This window comes from Methylobacterium sp. CCH5-D2 (assembly GCF_001556475.1).
In the GTDB taxonomy this organism is placed as follows: Bacteria; Pseudomonadota; Alphaproteobacteria; order Rhizobiales; family Beijerinckiaceae; genus Methylobacterium; species Methylobacterium hispanicum.
Genome location: NZ_LSIX01000962.1, coordinates 1 through 18,597, shown reverse-complemented (window position 1 = coordinate 18,597; position 18,597 = coordinate 1). Strand labels below are relative to the sequence as shown.

Sequence of the window (18,597 nt, the reverse complement as noted above, 5' to 3'; positions counted from 1 at the left end):
TTGCCATGACCACTCACAAAACGAAGGCCCTTATCATAGGAGCCGGACCAGCCGGCTACACCGCGGGCATCTACGCCGCCCGGGCCAACATGAAGCCAATCCTCGTGACGGGCATCCAGCCGGGCGGCCAGCTGACCATCACCACGGATGTCGAGAACTATCCGGGCTTCGCGGCCGCCGTTCAGGGGCCCGACCTCATGGAGCAGATGCGCCTGCAGGCGGAGCATGTCGGCACCCAGATCCTCTACGACACCATCGTGTCGGTCGACCTGTCGAAGCGTCCTTTCGTGGCGCAGGGGGATGGCGGCGACACCTACGTCGCCGACACCCTGATCGCGGCCACTGGCGCCCAGGCCCGCTGGCTAGGCCTGCCATCCGAGATCGAGTTTAACGGGGCAGGCGTATCGGCTTGCGCGACCTGCGACGGTTTCTTCTATCGCGGCAAGGAGGTCGTCGTAATCGGCGGCGGCAACACCGCGGTTGAGGAGGCCCTCTATCTGGCCAATCTCGCCTCCAAGGTCACGGTGGTCCATCGGCGCGACCGCTTCAGGGCCGAACCCATCCTGCAGGACCGGCTGTTCGCCCACCCGAAGATCGAGGTCGTCTGGAACCACGTCGTCGATGAGGTCCTCGGTCGGCGGGAACCGGTGAAAGCCGTGACCGGCGTCCGGCTGCGTGATGCAAACAGCGGCGCAACGCGCGACGTCCCGGCCGACGGCCTGTTCGTCGCCATCGGACACGACCCGGCGACGAAGCTGTTCACAGGCCAGCTCGAACTCCTCGAAGGCGGCTACATCAAGATCGTGCCCGGCACGACGAGAACGAACGTCGAAGGGGTCTACGCCGCCGGCGACTGCGCCGAATTCGTCTATCGCCAGGCGGTCGTCGCGGCCGGCATGGGGTGCATGGCGGCCCTTGAGGCCGAGAAGTTCCTGGCCGAGCACTCTCCGGACCCGCAGGTCCGGAAGGAGGAGTTGCAGGAACCCGAGATGATCGGCGCCTACGACTAGGCGGCGGGTCTTCCCCTCGCCCTTGCGCCTCCCCCCTCCTCGCCGGACGGGCAGGGGTGCGGAAGGCCGCACCCTACCCTCGACGCGCCTATCCGATAGCCGTCGCGGAGAGGTCGAACGCGCAGCCCGTAAGCCTCAGCTCGTGAGCAGGCAGCCGGGAGAGCGCCTTCGTCAGGTCCTCGGCCGAACCGACGAGGACCACCGATTCCTCGGCCCTGGTCAGTGCGGTGTAGACCCAGGTCGGCTCGACGTTCGGCGCGTCGAGGAGAGAAACCACCACGGCACGCGCCTGGCTTCCCTGCGCCCGGTGGCAGCTCACCGCGTAGGCCAGGCTCACGTCGATCAGATCGCGGTCGCCGAAGGCGTGCGCCTCGCCCTCGAACTCGCAGGTCACGACGCCGCCGTCGACGTCGACCGATACGACGCGGCCAAGGCTCCCGTTGCGTAGGCCGCGACCGTAATCGTTGCGGAGGAACGTGACCGGGTCTCCCGCGCAGAACTCGTTGCCGAAGTACCCGCGCAGCACGGCGCGCTCGCGCCCAACGTCGGTCAGCGCCAGGGACGAGACATGGTCCTCGTGGAGGCGGCGGTTCATGTCCTGAACCGTCCCGTCCGGCGAGGCGGCGCGCCGGTTCACCGCCGACACGACCATCATGTCGCGCGCGTCGGCTCCCGCCTCGACGAGGTCGCGCACCACATTTCGGACCTCGTCGCTGATCGTGCCGGCGTCCGCCTGAAGGAAGGAAACGCCGCGGCGGCCTGGCTCGTAGGGCGGCAGGTCAGGGACGCCGCGGGCACGGATCTGCCGCGACACCTGGGGAATGCCGGTTGCGTCCTCCTGGCGGTGCACCGTCTCCAGATGCGAGGTCAGGGCCTCCTGTGCGGCCAAGCGGTGGAAGACGAGACCGAATCCGACCGGGGCGAGCTGGAAAGGGTCCCCGACCAGGAGCATCCGGCATCCCGTCGGCATCGCCTCGACGAGTTGATGCATCTGTCCGAGGTCGACCATCGAGGCCTCGTCGATGACGAGAAGCGTCCTGGCGGTCAACTCGGGCAGCTCCCGGTCCGCATCGTGCCGCTCCCCGCCGGGCTGCGCACTTCCCCAATGGGTCTGGCCGTCCGCCCGCTTGCGCAGGCCGAGCAGCAGGCGGTGGATGGTGTGCGCGGGCCTCGCCTCCGTCCCGGTGCGCCCCGTCCCCTCGCTCAGCCTGAGGGCCGCCTTGCCGGAGAGCGCGGCCATCTGGATATGCCCGCCGAGGCTTTCCCAAAGGTCCACGACCGCGCGGCACGTGGTCGTCTTGCCCGTGCCGGCCCCGCCAGTGAGGCATCCCAAACCCCGGCGGACCGAGCGGAGGACCGCCTCGCGCTGCTCCGGGTGGAGTGGGCGGCCGCGGAGTTCGATTATTGCCAGGATGCGCCTGAGGTCTGCCTCGCCGGGCAGGCGGATGCCGCATCGCTCGCCCAGGACCATGGCTGCGAAGCGGCCTCGGAGCCCCTCCTCCATCACCGCGCACCCGGGCGCACGCCAACGGTCCCCGCCGTCGACCAGCGCCTTGTTGGCGAGGCCGACCCGCACGATGCGCTCGTCGAGGTCCGGGGAGCCCTCGACGCCGAGGCGCTTCGCCACCAGACCGCCGAGCGCATCCTTCCGGATGGCCGTGTCGCCGCCACGCACCGCATCTTGCATCGCGACGTCGATGGCCCCGACGAGCCGCTCGCGGCAGGTCGTGACGTTCGCGGCGCCGCGCTGCGTCCCCAGGACTTGCCGCGCCAGCGGGTCCAGGCGATGCCATGGCAGCACCGCCGCCAGGACATAGGGGTTCCGCTCCAACAACGGCACGGCCTCGGGACCGAGCAGTCCCGCGAGCCGGCGGGCAAGGACGGCGTCCTCGACGCCATGGTCCTCCAGCCAGCGCAGGGTCGCGTACTCGCCCTCGACCTCCTGCCAGCGGTCCGCGATGACCGCCGCGATCCGCCCCGCTAGGGCCGGGCGGTCCGGGTCGATGGCCTCGGCCAGGGTTTCCAGCGGCTGCCTGCCGTCGAAGACCTCGTGGAGCCTGCCGCCGAACGCCCGCACGATCCGCTTGGCGCGCTCGGGGCCGACGCCCGGGATGCCTTGCAGCCACAATCCGACGAGCTTCCCGCGCGGCAGCTTTCGGACGAAAGCCCCCTCGCGCCCGTGAAACTGGCGTCCGTACCTTTCGCTGTTCCGCCAGAGGCCGTCGACCTCGTAGACCTCCCCGTTGGCCGGCGCGAATCCCTCACCCCTGCCCACCACGCGCACGGCCGAACCGTCTCGCAGCGTCCCGGAGAACACCGTCGTCGCCTCTCCGGCCCAGACCACGGAGGCGACCTGAACTTCCAGACGGACCGGCGCGCTCATTCGATGACATCCCCCGTCCTCAGGATTGCGCCTGTCCGCTGCATAAGGGAGAAGCGCTCGCGCAACCGCTTGATCTCGGCGTCCCGCTCGGCGAGCTGCCGCTCAAGCCGCACGACCCGGGCCTTGGCCAGCGCATGGCCCTCCGTCTGGTCCTTGGCGTCCTTCGCGAGCCGCGCGATCCGCTTCTGGGCGGCGTCGTCCGCGGTCCCGGCATCGGTCGCCGTCGTCGGCGCCAGGCCTTGAGCCTTGGCCGCGACGTCGATCTCCCCGGACCAGTCGCGTTCCGCGTAGACGTACTGCCAAGCGGTGGCCGGCACCGGCACGCCGCGGTCCTCGCCCCAGCGATGGAACTCGCGCATCAACCCCCGGACGTTGACCTTCCCGCCGCGGGTGGCGGGAAGCGTCGGGGCCGCTTGGCCGCCCTGTTCATAGGCGACGCAGCGCTCTTCGAGGAACGTCCGGAACTCCTCCAGGAGCCCAGGCACGGATGCAGGTCGCGCCATCAGTTCCCCTCCCCGCGACCGTTCGGGTCGCCGCCTTGGTTGCGCATCCAGTCGAGGAACGGGGCGGTGTCCGGACGGCAGGCGATGACGGCCTCGGGGCCATCCTCGACCGTGTCCTGGATCTCGCCGCGCTCAAGGTCGAGCACGATCCCGAACCCCTTGGCGGCGAGGCGGTCGAGCAGCCGCGCGAGCACCGTCGCTGTCCGCTCGAAGGCCGCCTCGGGCCGCCCAGCGCCGCCGTGACCGACCTGCGGGACCCCCTCGGCGCGCTGCTCGGAACCCTGCCGGGCGATCCACTTCTCAAGCCTGTCGACCTTGCGCCTCAAGGCCGCCGCCTCAATGCGCGCGCTCGTCGCGTCGACCTTCAGCATCGCGTGCGGCGCCGCGTCGCCGACCGCGCCGGCGATGAGCCCGGGATGCCCCGCGACGTGCGCCCAGATGGCTCGGCTGTAGCGCTCGTTGCGCCGCAGCGTGGTGGCGTCGATGCCGCTGGCGTTCGCGACGGCGCGCTTGAGCGCGTTGAAGTCGGCGTACCGGGTGCCGCGCGGCAGCGCCTTCAGCACGCGCTCGACCTTGCGCAGGTTGTCTGCAACGACGCGCTTCTGGTGCTCGCCGAAGTTGTTCTGTCCCTTGCGGGCCCCCATGGCTAGGCGCTCCCCGGTTCAGGCAGGCTCGGCATCGCCTCGCCCGGGCCCAGCGCACACCGAGCGCGAACCGTCTCCAGGGCCGCCCGGAAGGTCGGTGCGATCCCGCGGGCCTGAAGCACGAGGCGCAGGCTGGAGACCAGTGCGGCGACAGGGTCGTCCTGCACGCGGTCCATCTCGGCCTCGACGACGCCGGTGGAGGCGAGGAGCCGCTGGCGAAGCTGGGCGGCCTGCGCACGCACCAGCGGCGTCTCGAAGGCGGCATGGCCGTGGCTGTCCACGATGCGCTGGAGGATGAACTCGGCCGCGTCCGCGTCGCGGGTGACGAGCCGCAGGTGGAGCCGAACCGCGTCGGGCATCCCGACGTGGAAGGCGTCCGCCGAACCGCGCCCGAGCTCCGCCAGGGTCTTGGTCAGCAGCACGAGCGCGGTCTTCCAGCCCTCGTACTCCATGACGTCGAGGCGGCGGCGCTGGTTGACCTCGGCCACGCTCGCCGCGGGCTCCCCGCGGCGACGGTAGCGTTCGACCACCTGCGCGCCCTCGCGCACCTGCTCCAGCAGCCGTCGCATCTTGGCCGCGATGGACGGCAGGTGGTCCACCGACCGGATGGCCAGGGGGCATAGACCGCAGCGGCGGGGCTCCACGATCACGTCCATGACGTTGGAGGGGCAAGCCTCGCCGACCGGGCAGATGTGGGTCTCCCGGAAGGTGACGTAGCTCATGGCCGTCGAGCGCAGGACGGAGATCCCGTCGGTGTCGGACGCGTCGACGTTCAACAGCGAGATCGACTGCAGGCCGAAAGCCGCGACGGTCTGGCCGGGGTTCGACTCAAAGCTCTTCCGCAGGGCGCTGTTGACCGCGTCGGCGCGGATGTGGACCGGGTTGTCCCTATCCGGGGCCCAGAGGGCGTTCGATGCGGCGATAAGCTTGGCCTTGAGCTTTCTCTCCTCCTCGACGGTGTAGTGGTAGGTCGTGGCCCGGTTGGTATGGCCGACGAGCCAGCCGGTCACCTCGATGGGGAGGATGCCGGACCGCGCGGAGATGAACGTCGATCGGGCCGAGTGCGGCGTGTGCCGCAGCTTGACCTTCAGGAGGCAGCACGGGCGCTGCTCCTCGCCCTCGACGTGCATGGTGACGCGGGGCTTGCGCGTCCCTGGCTCCGTGTCGGGCACGTACCGCCACATCCGCAGCGGTTCAGCGCCCGGGACGTGCCGCTCGTACCACAGCGAGAACCCGACGATCAGGCGTTCCCAGGCGGTCGTGTAGGCCCCGTCCGCAACCGGTTGGCTCGACTGGGGTCCCCGGAAGAGCGGCAGGACCGGCGCGAACCGGCTGTGTTCCCGGCGCTCGTAGAAGACCGGCCGGTCGACGAAGGCGTCGGCCAGCAGGTCCTGATACGCCTCCTCGCGCCGCAGGAGGTCGTAGGCCCGGCGAACGATCAGGGTCTTCCAGGGACGGTCGCGGACCTTGTCGGTGTTCACGACGAGCGGCACCAGCTCGGAGCCGGGCGCCCCGTCGTCGGCGAGGGAGCGGTAGGTCTTCCTGTCCAGCCACTGGATGCCCTGGAAGCGGATGCCCGTCTCAAGTGCGCCGATGACCATCCTCAAGCCGGAGAGCGCAGGTAGGAACGCGGTCGTGTCGCCCTGCTCACACTTCACGAACCGGTCCCACCACGGGGCGAGGAGCGGGATCGAGCCGATCTCGTGGCGCTTGTCCTCGAACTCGAAGCCGACCTTGAGCCCGAACCGGGCGGGATCGAAGGTCCCGAAGGTCCAGATGGTATGATTGACGTACTTCCGTTCCTCGTCCGTGAGCGCCCCGGCCAGGGAGCGCGCCGACAGATCCATGAAGAAGCCCTCGCAGGCGTAGGCGTAGCGGAGCAGGTAGGGAAGCACGGACGCCGGGATGGGATTCTTGTTTGTCTTCTGGTGGCTGTGCTTCACCAGCCGGTCCATCTGCGGGACGACGGGGTTGTCGAAGCTCGCCCTGGCCAGGTTGAGCCGCGGAGCCTGCGCACGGCAGAAATCCCAGAACTTATGCGCGTTCGCGATGAAGCTGTTGAAGTTCTCCGGAGAGGAGCCGGCCCTGGTCCTATCGAAGAAGCGAAGCAGGGGCAGCGGCGCGTGTCGCGCGTCGCCTTCGATCCAAGAGCCGAAACGGACCACGAGCGACGGGTCGGCGGGTAGTGCGTAGCCCGCGTCGGGGCTCAGCTCGATCCACCAGGGCAGGTAACAGCAGAGGTAATCCTAGAGGGCGAACCGGAACGTCTCCATGCTCACGGTGGACTCGTATCCCTGGCGCTTGCGGAACTCCAGGAAGCGCTCGAAGATGTCGTTCCACGTCGCCCAGACATCGGTCGGGTAGGCATGCATCCGGACGGGATAGAGATCGCCCCATTGCCGCCTGCCGCCTTGAACGCGAAGCAGCTTGGCATAGACGAGGATGTCGTCGGGCGACGCGACCTGGTCGTGCGCCACCTCGAACCTGATGTCGCGCGCCGACTTCTGGCCTGCCAGGATCGCCGCCTTGAACTCGGCCTTGCGAGGATTGTCGAGCAGGTCGATCTGGGCGGCGGCCTGGCGCCTCTCAGCTCTGCTCCTCTTGGAGAAGAGCACCCCCTTCCGCCGCTCAAGCGTCGTCGGGATGAACTCCGACGGCTTCTCGTCCGGCGAGATGGTGCCCGCCCGGACGCGGTGGACCCAGTAGAGATACCCGCGCACTTCGGCTTCGGAATAGCGGAACCCGCTCTCCTTCCCGGCGTGGTACCAAGTCCACAGCGCGGCGGTGAACGGGGAGTACGGGTCGCGCCGCCGGGCCCCCAGGATCTCCCTCTTGCGGAAGTCCCGGCAGAGGTCGAGTTCGTATGCACCGAAGGCGTCGAGGTCGATGTCTGAGAATGAGCGCCAGGACGAGGCGAGCGTAAGGGCGAAACCGAAGGCCGCCATCACCTGGTCGTTGCTCTCGGTGTGGCAGGTCGCGACCGGCGGCAGGATCTCCTTGATCTGGCCGCCCCGGAGCGACCGCCCCATCCTGAAATGAAGCGGGAACAGGACGGCGCCGTCGGCCCAGAGCTTGAGGTAGGCGTACTTCAGCCCAGTCCGAACCGAGGCCATGCGGGTCCGGCCCTCGCCGGCAGCATCGATCCGGAGCACTTGCCGCAGTCGCTCGCGGCTCGCCTCGTCGCGGCTTGTCCAGTCGAACGCGTCGAACAGCGTGAAGGCGTCGACGAAGTCCCGCGCCTCCATCTCGTCGACGCTCGCAAGCCGCTCGGCCAGCGCGTTGTCGACGAGCATCTTGGTGTCGTTGACGTTCATCTCTCGGCGCCGCAGGCGCTCGTGGGCCGCGGCTTCCTGGACGTACTTGGCGAAGAGTGACCGCATCTTCGGAAGGGGGGCGGTCACGATGAGGTCCGGTGTGGGGTTGATCGCGGGCACGGCCGGAAGCGTCGCCGCCGACTCCGTCGGCCGCCCCTCGGGCAGGAGGGCTTGTCCCCCGACCTCGTTCGAAGGAGTTCCCGGCAGACGGGGGTTCAGGCTCTGCTGCGTCATCGGATCGTTCCTCGGGAAGGTCTGCGAAGGCCCGGCCTCGACGGCGGGCATGGCTCCGCCGTCCCGGAGGCGTGGCTCCGGGCTGCGCTGCTGATGTTCGGGGATGGTTCGGCGGCGCGGCTGAGGTGTGCCGTGCGGGTCCAGGGTCCCGTGCCGGGGACCTCAGGCCGCTAATCGCTCGCGGTTCGACGTTGCGGGCATCTGAGCTTCCAAGGACCGAGAAAGGGTTGGGCCTGACCGCGGGACGGGCTCAGGTCGGCCGGCGGTCCAAGCCAAGGTCTGGTGGACCTCAGGCCGGCATGCCGGGCCGACGCGATGCCCGTCGGGCTGGCGTCGATAAGCGTATCGTGCGCATGCGGGTGGGCGACTACGTGGTGGAAGGTGAACTCGGGAGACCCCGGCATTCGGGACCGACGCAGCTTCCGTCGGGATGCCTGGCTGGAAGGCCACCGGGGGCCTGGCGCGACCGGAGTTGCCGGCCGAAAGTCCGCAAAGCGGTTAGGCTATCGAGCCTAACCGTAAGGGGGCCTGCCGTAAGGCGGCCGAGTGTTGCGGCACCGAGTTCATGTTGCCCGTGTACAAAATCTTGCCGGGGGGATCCAGAAGGACTGCGCGGCAGCCTTAGCGAAGGCATAATAGATTGCATTTGAGCGAAATGGGCGAGGACTGGGTTCGGGCCGACCTTTCCGGTCCTTGCGAACGCCCGGGGGTCAGCCCTTCCCGTTGCCGGGCCCGGGGGATACATCCAGCGGGAACGGGATCACCTTCCCCTCCGGCCTGCGCCGGTGGGCCCGTTCCAGACCCAATCCGATGCCCTCGTCGATTTCGACCATGATGGAACCCGCGAGGTCCAGGAAGTCCGCCGGGTCCAGGGTACGACGAAGGTGCATAAGCCCGACGAGGATCTCGGCGGCCGCGGCATCGAGGCGGTCCTCATCCATGGACGCCTCCCACCTGAACGACGCGGCTGCCATCCACCGAGGCCGCGGACGCGGGCGTACCGATGATGCCCCGGTCCTCCCCTGACAGGATGCGGGAACGGACGAGCCGGTGGGCGAGGGCCTCGATCAGGGTCGCGTTCCTGGCAACGAATGCCCTCGCGCAGGCGTACAGATTTTGGAGGTCCGCCTCCACGACCGCACGAAAGGCTGCGTCCCTGTCGAGGAGCCCGGCCGCATCCGCCGGAGCACCCCTGTAACTCAGTGTGGCCCCCAGCCCGTACGAGGCGTGCTTGCCTGCGACGAGGCCGGTGGCGATAGCGAGGTCGCTGCCCGGCGCGCCGGCCGATCCCGACGTCGGGCTGCCCCAATGCTCGTCGGCCGCCCTGCCGCATAGGACCGAGACGACGAAGGCATCGAGCTCGTCCGCGCTCAGGCACTCGGTCGTCCTGAGCCTGGCGTTGGTGCGTCCCGCGAAGCCGCCCCGTCCGACGATGGAGACGCTCTCGACGGTTCCCGACCCGAGGAGTTCGGCGGAGCACGCGTGGCTTGCCTCATGCCGTGCCACCGCCAAGAGCTGGGCCTTGGAGCGGGTCTCGGGAGGGGCCACCTGTGCAACGAGGTCGGCGGGTTCCATCGGCCGGCGACCGGCCCAGGCCGTTTCCTTGGCGCCCTTGGCCCATGATGCGACCTCGGCCCCGCTGGCGCCGAGCCCGACGGCGGCGAGCGGCATCAGGTCAGCGTCCGGCAGGTCGTCTCCCAGATGCTGGCGCAGGATGCCGGCGATGGCGGGCGCGTCCAGCGCCGGGATACGGATGACCCGGTTCAGGCGACCCGGCCTGACGAGGGCATCGTCGAGGCGCTCGGGATAATTAGTTGCGCCAAGAACGATTAGAGACGACGTCTCTCCAGATACTGCAGAGTCCAGGGCGAGCAGGATCCGGGAAACCAAGGTATTCCAATATTCAGCGTTCGAATTCCTGCCTAGATTTGCTCTGGACGGGATTGTGTCGATTTCGTCGATGAACAGGACCGCCGGCGAAACCGCGACCGCCCGCGCCACGGCGGCGTCGAATGCGGCGATGACTTGGTCGAGGTAGCCACCCGAGGAAAACCACGACGCCACGGAAGTCGACACGAGCGGCATTCCGAGCGTCTTGGCTAGCGCCCGGGCATAGGAGCTCTTCCCGCAGCCGGGTGGGCCCGAAACGATGGCGGCCCTGTCAATCGAGGCCCATTCGCGCTCGTTCCGCCTCCATTCTGAGACCGCGGCGGCAAGGGAGAGCCCCCATTCGGCGGCGGGTCCGAGCCCGTGCATGCGGTCGAGGGTGGGCACGTCGGCGAGCGCGGGGTCGCCGCGGAACTTGGCCTTGGAGGCGGCGGCAAGCCGGCGGACGCATTCGCCCGCGCGGCTGCCGCGCCTGATGCAGGCCGAGACCTCCTCGAACGAAAGGCCGCGGGCGGCGTCGTCGGGGATGCGGCGCGGGCGCCGCCCGGTGACGAGGAAGATGGCCGAGCGCAGGACGCGGGGGCTTGGCGCGCGCAGGTCGATGCGGATGTCCGCCGCGGTGACGAGGGAAGCTGGCAGGAACTGGTCGGGGGCGTGCGAGACCCCGAGGACGTTCTGGCCCGCGGAGAGGATCTGGGCGGCCTCGTCGGAGCCAACCCCTGGCTTGTCGCCCGTCTTGCTCGCGCCGCTGCGCCGATATGTGACGCCCCAACATCCTGCCCGGGAAAATGCCTGGCCGACGGCCTCGACGTAATCGGGACCGGGCACGCCGACCACCATGGCGGTGCCGGTGTGCGTGGCGATCCGGTCGAGGTAACGCGCCGGCACAGTGTCCTGGATGAGGGCCATCGCCAGGATGACGCGCACCGGCATCGTGGCGACCGACTCCCGAGGAGCCGCGCCGTTGTCCAGGAATTCGTCGAGCGAGCCCGCCTCGGGTTCGGTGGAGGCAGCGAGGGACTTCAGGGTCTGGGCGGGTGTCTTGTCGAGCTTCTTCACGGCAGCCTCCGTCGCGAGGCGGCCGCGCGTGCTTGCGCCGGCTCAGCCCTCGGGGGTGCGGGATGGGAATGGCGAGGGGACGCGCATGGCCCGTTTGGGTCGCGCGTGGGGCACGGCGCATGCGGACGCCGAGCCGTTCGCGGATATCAGGCGCGCGAGGCGGGTCATGGCGGCTCCGGCGTCAGTGCTTGCCGTCGACGTCGAGCGGCTCGGGCTGGCGCCGGGCCGCGGTCGACGAGACGCGGACGTCGGAGGGCCTTGAGCTGGTGCGCCCTTCGAGGATGCGGGCGCGCCGCTCGGCCTCGTCCAGGGCGGAGGCGCCCAGGGCGACGAGCAACGCCTTCAGGCAACGCTCGTAGGCCGGTTCGCCGAGCTCGGTCCTGAGCAAGAAGATGCGCCGGAACAGGATGCCGAGCAAGCTGTCGGGATCGGACGTGGGAATGGGTTCGGGGATCATGGCGGCCTCCGTCGCGAGGCAGCCGGGCTCGTTCGAGCCGCCGGTCAGGCCTCGGTGGTGCGGGTCAGGGAGCGCGTGAAGTTGCGGGTGCCTGAGGGCCGTATGAGGCGACGGACGGGGATCATGGCCGCTTGCCGGTGTTTCGGGGCCGCGAGGGGTCGCGAGAACTCTTGGTGAACATAGCCATGCCGAGGGAGTGATCAACCTGCTTGGTGCAATCCCTGGGCTCCAGGCTGCGGATAACCGGTGGATCCCGGGGAAAGCTCCCGGACAGGATCTTGGGGGAGGCGCGGTGTGCGAGGCGGCGAGGAATGCATAGCCCGTAGCGTGACCCGGCATCCGTCATGGTTCCAGAGAGCGCTTTCGGCGACCCTTCTGCAGGGCTTATGCAGCCAGGCGCTCGCATTCTGCAAAATTGGCAGCGGATGGTTCTGCATAATACATGGCGACGGCTCCATACGGGGTGGGCATCCTTCCGGCGTCGAGAGGAGATGCCGATGACGACAGGGACCGAGACCGTGGAGAGGCTCCTGAGGGAAGCGCTCATGAAGACCAGCCATCCCGAGGCACACCTGCTTACCGTAGCGGAGGCCGTCCTCGCCCCGCGTTCGGACGAGGCGATGCCGAAGGGGGCTTCCCGCAAGATGGGAAAGACCGAGGCATTCGCCGCGGCCGCGGCGGTGACCCGCATGATGCAGATGCACGGGCTGACCCCGTCGGACATCTGCCGGGAAGCCAAGGTGGCCAACCAGGCGACCGGTTACTACCCGTTCTACCTGACACCAGCCGAGGTCGACGGCTCGGGAACGCTCCTGGCCTCGCTTCCGCGCAGCCGACGCATCCACCGGGGACTGGCCCCCTACGTCCGGATGGTGCGGGCCATCGCGGTCAGATCCGGCGCTTCCGAAGCTGATCTCCTGCAGGAACTCGGGCTCGCCGTGGCGAGCTACCTGGCGCCATTCGTTGCCGCCGACCGCAGCCCCTGGGACCTCATCGCCGAGGATGTCGCGCTGCTCGGGCCATACTTCGGCAAGGTGCGCAAGGGGACGGACGGCGACCCCGTCGATATGCGGCGGTACTTCTCGGACGCCGAGCGCATGAACGTCCTTTTCGACCCCGCCACCGCCCGGATGGAGCCGAGGCCCGATAGGTCCCACCACGACAACGGTTTCTCTTCGTCGGCGTGTGTACCTTTGCACGCCCGGTTGGTCGCGTCCGGCCAGGTCAGATGCTGGACTTACGACGAGGGGATGGATGGCGACCGGTTCAGCGTTCCTCTGGGCTGGATGCAGGCCAGCGTCTTCGAGGTGTTCTTCCTCGGCATCGTGCCCGACAAGAGGGGGCTGCGGACGGTCTTGTTCGCGGAGCCGTGGACGGCGACGTTCGGGGATATGGGCCCGGGTCGTTCACGTCCGTGGGGGGACGGAGGATTGACCGACCTCATGCGCGGCACTCCGCTCACGTACGGCCTGGGCCTCGTCCGGGATGGCGAGCCTCACGGCTTGTGCTTCGACGACCTCCCCCGCTTCCATTGCCCGGACTACGAGCGGCACGTCAGGGACGGGCTCGCCGGCATTGAGCACTACCAGGCGAACGAGTGGGATCCGTCGCCATGCCATGACGCCTTGCAGGCGGCGCGTCGCATCGACCTTGATGCCGATACGCTGCGCCGGTTCCTTGGGCACAAGGCTGACGACTCCTGGCAGCGGCAACTGGCAGCATTCGCCGACACGCCTTCCCACCTGCGGTCCTTCGCATTGCCCGGGGCGATTGCGCTCTCCGACGGCGGAAGTTCTGACGCCCTGGCCGACCGGTTTCGCGAGGGGTTGCTCGGGGATGGGCAGGAGATCGTGACCGCGCTCATGGACGCGGTGACAAAGCGGGTCAGGGCGATGGACGCTTACCTCGCCGAGCGCACCGAGGGCGAGCGGTTCCGGCGCGACCGGTATCGCCGGCTCATGCGGAGCTAGACTGGCGCGACCCGTCGAAGTGCGGCCGGGTGAACCCCGGCCGGCCATGGGACACGGGCCAGCGGCCGGACTTATGCGGCCTCAGAGTTGCGAGGGGGTCTTGCGGCGTCCCTGAACCCGGAAGAGGACGACGGCATGCTCCGTCGTTCCCTAGGGCGGCGTGACGTGGTGGACCGAAATCCGCTCGGCGACGTCGGGCTGACCGCCTCCCAGATCGTACAGGTCGAGCATCATCAGGATGCCGAAGCTGACGTTCGTCACGTCGTAGGCCACTTTCTGGAGGCCGTACTTCGCCACGATTTGGTCGTTCGTGAGCTTGCGGTCCGTCTTTTTCAGCTCCGCCACGAAGGTCGTGCGCATGTGCTTGAACAGGACGTCGACGCGTCCCCCGGCAATATCGCTGGCCTCGGCCCCCAGGATGCCGGCGGAGGGGGAGCCCCACAGGAAGTCGAGGTAGTCCTCCTGGAGAGTCTCCTCCAAGGGGAGCTTGGCTGGGTCCCTCTCGAACAGGTACCTTGCCCGTCGATAGGTGCTGGAGCCGACGTTGCTCCGCTGCGCCACGAACTGCAGGGTCAGCCACAGGGCGATCTCGAAGAGGGTGCGAGCTTCCGGGTAGCGACGGAAGTGTTCGTTCCTGCCCAAGTCCCGGATGATGTCGTCGTACAGGTCCGACACCACGGCGGACGTGCTCTCGCCGACCAACGTCATCATGGCACCGGCGACGCGCGCCATCGCCGATGCCCGGCCCGCCTCGGGGATGCTCTCCAGGATGGCGGCGGCCGGTGAGCTCCCGGGCGCCGCCTCAGTAGGGCGATGGGCAACGACCCCCTCGCGGGCCTCGGCCACCCGGGCGCGGAGCCCCGAGACGTCGGGCAGCAGCCCCGACCCCGAATTCTCCTCGATCCACTGGTCGAGCGTGTCCAGGGAATGCAGTTCCCGTTGCAGGGCACCGACGATCCGGGGGCGGAGAACGGCTTCGAGGCCGCCGTCCCCGCCGCGCACCATGATGCTGCGGCTCGCCGAGTAGACGGAGACGAGTTCGTCCTGGATGACGGTGGCGGCATTGAGCCAGGCCCGCTTCCCCAAGCTGGTGTCGAGGGCGCCGAGCCGGAGCGCGAGCATCGACCAGTGGACGCGCTCGCGGCCCCGGGCGCCGAGCCATGACGAGATCTCCTCGGGGCGGTCGGAGGGAGACAGGTGGGCCGTGTACGCGAAAGCGGCCTCCTTGATGCCGTCGATGCCGACACGGAGATCGCTCTGGGTCCTGCCGGTCTGGAACGCGACCAGCATGTCCAGGCACCGGCGGTACAGTCGGGCGTCCGGGCGCTCCTCGCTCGCCGCCTCGGACCGCCCGAACCAGTCCCGGGCCTCCCGGAACGACCGGAGCGCGTCGTCCTGCGTCGTCGCGTCCAGGCCAGCGCGGAGCGCGTCGAGCCCGAGTTCCATGGCGACCTCGTCCTCCGCTTCCTCGACATCGAGGAGCTTGCCCAGGACCGCGTGCAGGTCCGGGTCCGGCTCACGTGCCAGGAGGGCGCCCGTGACATTGGCCGCATGACGCAGGAAATCGCCGTCGTCCGCCGGGTCGAGCTCGATCATCTCCGCCTGGAGCCGCCGCAGCAGGGCACGGTCCGACTGGGCGAGGATCATCGCCGCCTTCAGCGCCTGGGCGCGCGCGCCGTAATCACTGGCGCGGTCCCCGGCGCGCTCCAGAAACGCTCGCCCGAGCAAGCCCGCGGCTTCCCGGTGCAACCGGCCACCATGGCCGAGCCAGGCGGCGATGCCGGCCATCGCGATGACGTCGCCCGCCTCCTGAACGATCTCGACCGCGGCCGCGGCGGCCTTGCCGACGTCTGGATGCGAGGCCAGCGCGACGAACAGGTCAGCGCCCTCGACGCCCCGGCCCGATCCGCGGACGGCCTCGCGCAACTGCCCGGGCGAGACCGACGACAGGTCGGCGGGTTCGGCTTCGTCACGGGCCAGAAGCCGTCTCAGAACGTCCTCCGCCATCGTGGAACCCGGCTCAGAAAAGGAATCGACCACCTTCAGCGTGGAGCGTTTGCCGGCCAGGGACAACTCCCAACAGGCTGGGCTTGGTGGCGGCACCGACGATGACCTGGGTGTCGCCGGTCTCGTTGATGACCTCCTGCACGCTCGCCATCAATGCGGCGAAGTCGTCGTCGTTCATCTCCTGGGACCGCGGGCTGTCGAGGACGAGCATGCCGGGATACCGGCCGAAGCGGCGGCGGCGCGCGACGGCGACGACCGCCAGGGCAGCGGCGATGCGCACCCTCAGGTTCTCGCCGGGCGACAGGTCCGAGAAGGTGAGGTCCGCCCCTCCCTGCCGGATATTGAGGACGTTATTGCCGGTCCAATCCATGCCCTCGACGTGTTGGACGCCGAAGCGGCGGGAGAGTGCGGCGACCTCGTCCGAGACCTCCTTGAGGACATCCCGCTGCAGGTCGTCGAACAGTTCACGGGTGACCTTCTCGACCTGGCGCAGGACCGAGGCGTCGTCGGCCGCGGCCGTTTTCACCGGTGCCGCCATCTCCGCGATGATCTCCCTCAACTGCTCGGCCTGCGCCTCAAGGGCCCTTACGCGGAATTCCGCGTCCGGGTCCTCGGCCGCGGCCAGTTCCGCCGCGATCTCGCCGATGCGCGCCTGGTTGGTGTCGCGCTCCGCCTGGGCCTCGCGCAGGTGCCGCTTCGCCGCGGCGAGCTCCGCGTTCAGGCGGGCGACAACCTGCTCGGCCTCGCGCACATCGGCCTGAAGGTCGTCGATGCGAGGGCCGTCCTCCTCTCCCTCGACATGCCTCTCGCCGCAGAGGGCGCACGTACCCCCGCCCTCCGCGGTGTCGTACCGTTTGGCGTCGATGCCATTGTCGCAGGACGGGCAGCACACCGGCCGAAGCCGCCGAAACACCATGCCCGCCGCCCTCTCGTCCCGCATCTGCTGCAGGGTCCGCTTGAGCTCGGCCACGGACTCCTGCGCCGCGGCGGCTTGCCGGTCGAGAGTGTCGACGCGTTCCTCTGCCAGGGTGACCGCCGCGCGCAGGCGCATCGTCTCCCTGTCGCGTGTCACCAAGTCCGAGCGAAGGCGCGGACGGTCTACCCGCGTCGCGCTCCGAGCGCGAAGGTCCTCCAACTCCTGCTCGGTCGCCTTGAGGCGCTCGGCCAACCGTCCCGTGGCGGGGTCCGCCGACGAGGCCTTCCCGCCTTCGGCGCTCACCTTCTTGAACGCCGTGGACGCCGCCGAGTAGGTGGTGATCCACGGCAGGCCCATGAACATCTGCAGCAGGCGCAGGGGCACGCCGTCGCGGGTCACGTTCCCGAAGACCGCCGTGCCAGGGCCGTGGACGAAGAACGATGTGGCGATGGCGTTCCAGCCGTGGGTGCGCGGACCGTACGCCTTGTTGAAGGCGTGGAAGGAGCCGAAGCCGAACTCCTCCATCATGTTGTCGGCGACGGCCTTCTCGAAGGGCTTATCGGCCGGCCCGGCATAGAGGTCGATCCGCGCATCGCCTTCGCCGCGCGAGAGCGTCCCCCGGGCCATGCGCGGATCGACCTCGCCCGCGTCCTTCTCGACCCGTACGCGATAGAGGGTCGCGTCGATGCGGAAGGCCACTTCGACGAGGCTGAGCCAGCCCCAGACGTCGGGCTTCACATTGCCGGGAAACTCACCGCGCAACGCGGCCTGGATGAGGTTGAGCAGGCTCGACTTGCCCCGCGAATTCCTGTCCGACAGGAAGGCCCAGAGCCCGGGTCCCATCTCGCCGTCGCCCTCGGGCCAGCGGAAAGAGATGTCGCGGTCGTCGTCGGTGCCCTGCTTCCGCCCGGCCAGCGCGATCCACGCGACGCGGAGCTGGCGGCGACGCGGCAGCGCCGACTGGGGCAGGATGCCGTGACGGTCGAGGACGGCCTGGACTTCCTCGGGCGAGACCTTGGCCTTCGTCGCAATCGTCCCGACCCAGTCGTCCGCGTTCGTCGGCGTCGCCGTCATGCCATGCCCTTCAGCCGCCGGATGCGGGCCAGCACCCGATCCTTGATGGACGGGATCTCGGTGCCGAGCGGCGCGTCCCTGTATTCCTGGTGGAGGTACTGCTCGTCCTTGAGGCTGGACCCGCTCCGCATGCCGGCGAGCGTCGACACCAGCCCGGCCCTATCCCGGTACCAGGCGAGCGACGGGTGCTGCCGGATCACGTCCTCCATGAACGGGAACGCCGGCGGCTCGATCCGGAAATCGTGCCGCCGGTGGCCGCCGGCCTGGCGCAACGGCGTCACCATCCCGTAGGCGCGGAGGATGGACAGGGCCGTCTCAATGTTCTGGAAGGCCCCACGGTGCCACCGCACCATGCCCACCAGCCTTTCGCTGGGCTCGTCGGCATCGAAGATAGCCTCGGCCTGCGCGAGCAGCGACGGGTCGCCCTCGGTCTGGTACCGGTCCAGCAGGGCATCGGCCAGGTAGTCGGAATAGCGGACGAGGAAGTCCATGGCCATCGCCCGCTTCTCGCCGCGGAATACCCGGGGGTCGCCCGGGCCGGCTCGCGCGGGGTCGACCGGCTCGCTGCCGAGGGCGAGGATGAAGAGCAGCCTGATCGCGTCGCGATTGTTGTAGCCGGTATGGTTTCCGCGAGCGGGCGCGGTGTCTGTCGGCGCCGTTTCCGGAATACTCGTACCCGCCGTCATCTTGCCGGGACCGTCGGTTGCGCAACCTCAAGGGCATGCGAGGAGGACAATGCCATCATGGCCGAGCCGTTCCTCCCGGCAGTCCTTCGGCGAAGCCCACCGGACTAGACCTGTCTACGTCTTGATGGCTGAGCCCGACGACCCAGGCCTTCGCCTTCCATCCGTCGTCCAGGAGGCTTCAGCGCTTTATGAACCCGATGTCGGCGGCAACCGCCTTCAACCGCTCCGGCTCCCGCTCCTTCCGCTCGGAGTAGCGGTCGACGAGGTACTCGGCCCGTCCTCGGGTCAGCAGGGTGAACTTCACCAGCTCCTCACAGACGTCCACGACCCGGTCGTAGAACGGCCCGGGCTTCATGCGGCCGGCATCGTCGAACTCCTTGTAGGCCATGGGCACTGACGACTGGTTCGGGATGGTGATCATCCGCATCCAGCGGCCCAGCACCCGCAGGCTGT

Annotated in this window: 13 protein-coding genes and 1 pseudogene; 2 read left to right on the top strand and 12 right to left on the bottom strand. The window is 69.1% G+C overall.

Annotation, left to right across the window (positions count from 1 at the left end):
• Positions 1 to 5: 5 nt before the first annotated feature.
• The gene (gene trxB, locus AX737_RS26130) at positions 6 to 1,010 is read left to right on the top strand and encodes a thioredoxin-disulfide reductase (protein WP_066926557.1); all 1,005 of its coding nucleotides are present in this window, start codon (positions 6 to 8) and stop codon (positions 1,008 to 1,010) included.
• Positions 1,011 to 1,098: 88 nt separating this feature from the next.
• On the opposite strand, the gene AX737_RS26125 is transcribed toward trxB, so the two are convergent.
• From AX737_RS26125 to AX737_RS26090, 8 genes are all read right to left on the bottom strand, one after another.
• On the bottom strand, positions 1,099 to 3,393 hold the full coding sequence (locus AX737_RS26125) for an AAA family ATPase (RefSeq protein WP_066926555.1): 2,295 nt from the start codon (positions 3,391 to 3,393) through the stop codon (positions 1,099 to 1,101).
• Entirely contained in the window at positions 3,390 to 3,896 is a 507-nt protein-coding gene (locus tag AX737_RS26120; RefSeq protein WP_066926553.1) for a hypothetical protein, read from the bottom strand. Before AX737_RS26120 ends, AX737_RS26125 begins: the two co-directional genes overlap by 4 nt.
• Positions 3,896 to 4,540 carry a hypothetical protein gene (locus tag AX737_RS26115; RefSeq protein ID WP_066926551.1) on the bottom strand — a complete coding sequence of 215 codons (645 nt, stop codon included), beginning with the start codon at positions 4,538 to 4,540 and terminating at the stop codon, positions 3,896 to 3,898. Before AX737_RS26115 ends, AX737_RS26120 begins: the two co-directional genes overlap by 1 nt.
• 2 nt (positions 4,541 to 4,542) lie before the next feature.
• Positions 4,543 to 6,705 carry a site-specific integrase gene (locus AX737_RS26110; protein ID WP_066926549.1) on the bottom strand — a complete coding sequence of 721 codons (2,163 nt, stop codon included), beginning with the start codon at positions 6,703 to 6,705 and terminating at the stop codon, positions 4,543 to 4,545.
• Between the two features lie 81 nt (positions 6,706 to 6,786).
• Positions 6,787 to 8,088: a hypothetical protein gene (locus AX737_RS26105; protein WP_156453967.1), complete on the bottom strand. Its 1,302-nt coding sequence runs from the start codon at positions 8,086 to 8,088 to the stop codon at positions 6,787 to 6,789.
• 710 nt (positions 8,089 to 8,798) lie between these two features.
• The gene (locus tag AX737_RS26100; protein WP_066926545.1) at positions 8,799 to 9,029 is read right to left on the bottom strand and encodes a hypothetical protein; all 231 of its coding nucleotides are present in this window, start codon (positions 9,027 to 9,029) and stop codon (positions 8,799 to 8,801) included.
• On the bottom strand, positions 9,022 to 11,034 hold the full coding sequence (locus AX737_RS26095; RefSeq protein WP_066926543.1) for an AAA family ATPase: 2,013 nt from the start codon (positions 11,032 to 11,034) through the stop codon (positions 9,022 to 9,024). The genes AX737_RS26100 and AX737_RS26095 overlap by 8 nt, the downstream gene beginning before the upstream one ends.
• A gap of 181 nt (positions 11,035 to 11,215) precedes the next feature.
• Entirely contained in the window at positions 11,216 to 11,491 is a 276-nt protein-coding gene (locus AX737_RS26090) for a hypothetical protein (RefSeq protein ID WP_066926541.1), read from the bottom strand.
• A 497-nt stretch (positions 11,492 to 11,988) separates the two neighbouring features.
• On the opposite strand from AX737_RS26090, the gene AX737_RS26085 reads away from it, so the two are divergent.
• Positions 11,989 to 13,461 (top strand): hypothetical protein, encoded by a 1,473-nt coding sequence (locus tag AX737_RS26085; RefSeq protein WP_066926539.1) that lies wholly within the window; start codon positions 11,989 to 11,991, stop codon positions 13,459 to 13,461.
• Positions 13,462 to 13,611: 150 nt separating this feature from the next.
• Here the strand turns inward: AX737_RS26085 and AX737_RS26080 are convergent, their stop codons facing one another.
• The 4 genes and pseudogenes from AX737_RS26080 to AX737_RS26065 all read right to left on the bottom strand — a co-directional run.
• Entirely contained in the window at positions 13,612 to 15,468 is a 1,857-nt protein-coding gene (locus AX737_RS26080; protein WP_238229889.1) for a hypothetical protein, read from the bottom strand.
• 13 nt (positions 15,469 to 15,481) lie between these two features.
• Positions 15,482 to 17,458 carry a hypothetical protein gene (locus AX737_RS26075; RefSeq protein WP_066926537.1) on the bottom strand — a complete coding sequence of 659 codons (1,977 nt, stop codon included), beginning with the start codon at positions 17,456 to 17,458 and terminating at the stop codon, positions 15,482 to 15,484.
• Positions 17,455 to 18,144 (bottom strand): hypothetical protein, encoded by a 690-nt coding sequence (locus AX737_RS26070; RefSeq protein ID WP_066926535.1) that lies wholly within the window; start codon positions 18,142 to 18,144, stop codon positions 17,455 to 17,457. Before AX737_RS26070 ends, AX737_RS26075 begins: the two co-directional genes overlap by 4 nt.
• Positions 18,145 to 18,322: 178 nt before the next feature.
• Positions 18,323 to 18,597 (bottom strand): annotated as a pseudogene (locus AX737_RS26065) (arsenical resistance protein ArsH); the annotation flags it as partial.

Excerpts from the sequence above, each read along its gene's own strand:
- trxB (WP_066926557.1), top strand. The coding sequence starts at position 6 with ATGACCACTCACAAAACGAAGGCCCTTATCATAGGAGCCGGACCAGCC.
- AX737_RS26125 (WP_066926555.1), bottom strand. The coding sequence starts at position 3,393 with ATGAGCGCGCCGGTCCGTCTGGAAGTTCAGGTCGCCTCCGTGGTCTGG.
- AX737_RS26120 (WP_066926553.1), bottom strand. The coding sequence starts at position 3,896 with ATGGCGCGACCTGCATCCGTGCCTGGGCTCCTGGAGGAGTTCCGGACG.
- AX737_RS26115 (WP_066926551.1), bottom strand. The coding sequence starts at position 4,540 with ATGGGGGCCCGCAAGGGACAGAACAACTTCGGCGAGCACCAGAAGCGC.
- AX737_RS26105 (WP_156453967.1), bottom strand. The coding sequence starts at position 8,088 with ATGACGCAGCAGAGCCTGAACCCCCGTCTGCCGGGAACTCCTTCGAAC.
- AX737_RS26100 (WP_066926545.1), bottom strand. The coding sequence starts at position 9,029 with ATGGATGAGGACCGCCTCGATGCCGCGGCCGCCGAGATCCTCGTCGGG.
- AX737_RS26090 (WP_066926541.1), bottom strand. The coding sequence starts at position 11,491 with ATGATCCCCGAACCCATTCCCACGTCCGATCCCGACAGCTTGCTCGGC.
- AX737_RS26085 (WP_066926539.1), top strand. The coding sequence starts at position 11,989 with ATGACGACAGGGACCGAGACCGTGGAGAGGCTCCTGAGGGAAGCGCTC.
- AX737_RS26080 (WP_238229889.1), bottom strand. The coding sequence starts at position 15,468 with ATGGCGGAGGACGTTCTGAGACGGCTTCTGGCCCGTGACGAAGCCGAA.
- AX737_RS26075 (WP_066926537.1), bottom strand. The coding sequence starts at position 17,458 with ATGACGGCGACGCCGACGAACGCGGACGACTGGGTCGGGACGATTGCG.
- AX737_RS26070 (WP_066926535.1), bottom strand. The coding sequence starts at position 18,144 with ATGACGGCGGGTACGAGTATTCCGGAAACGGCGCCGACAGACACCGCG.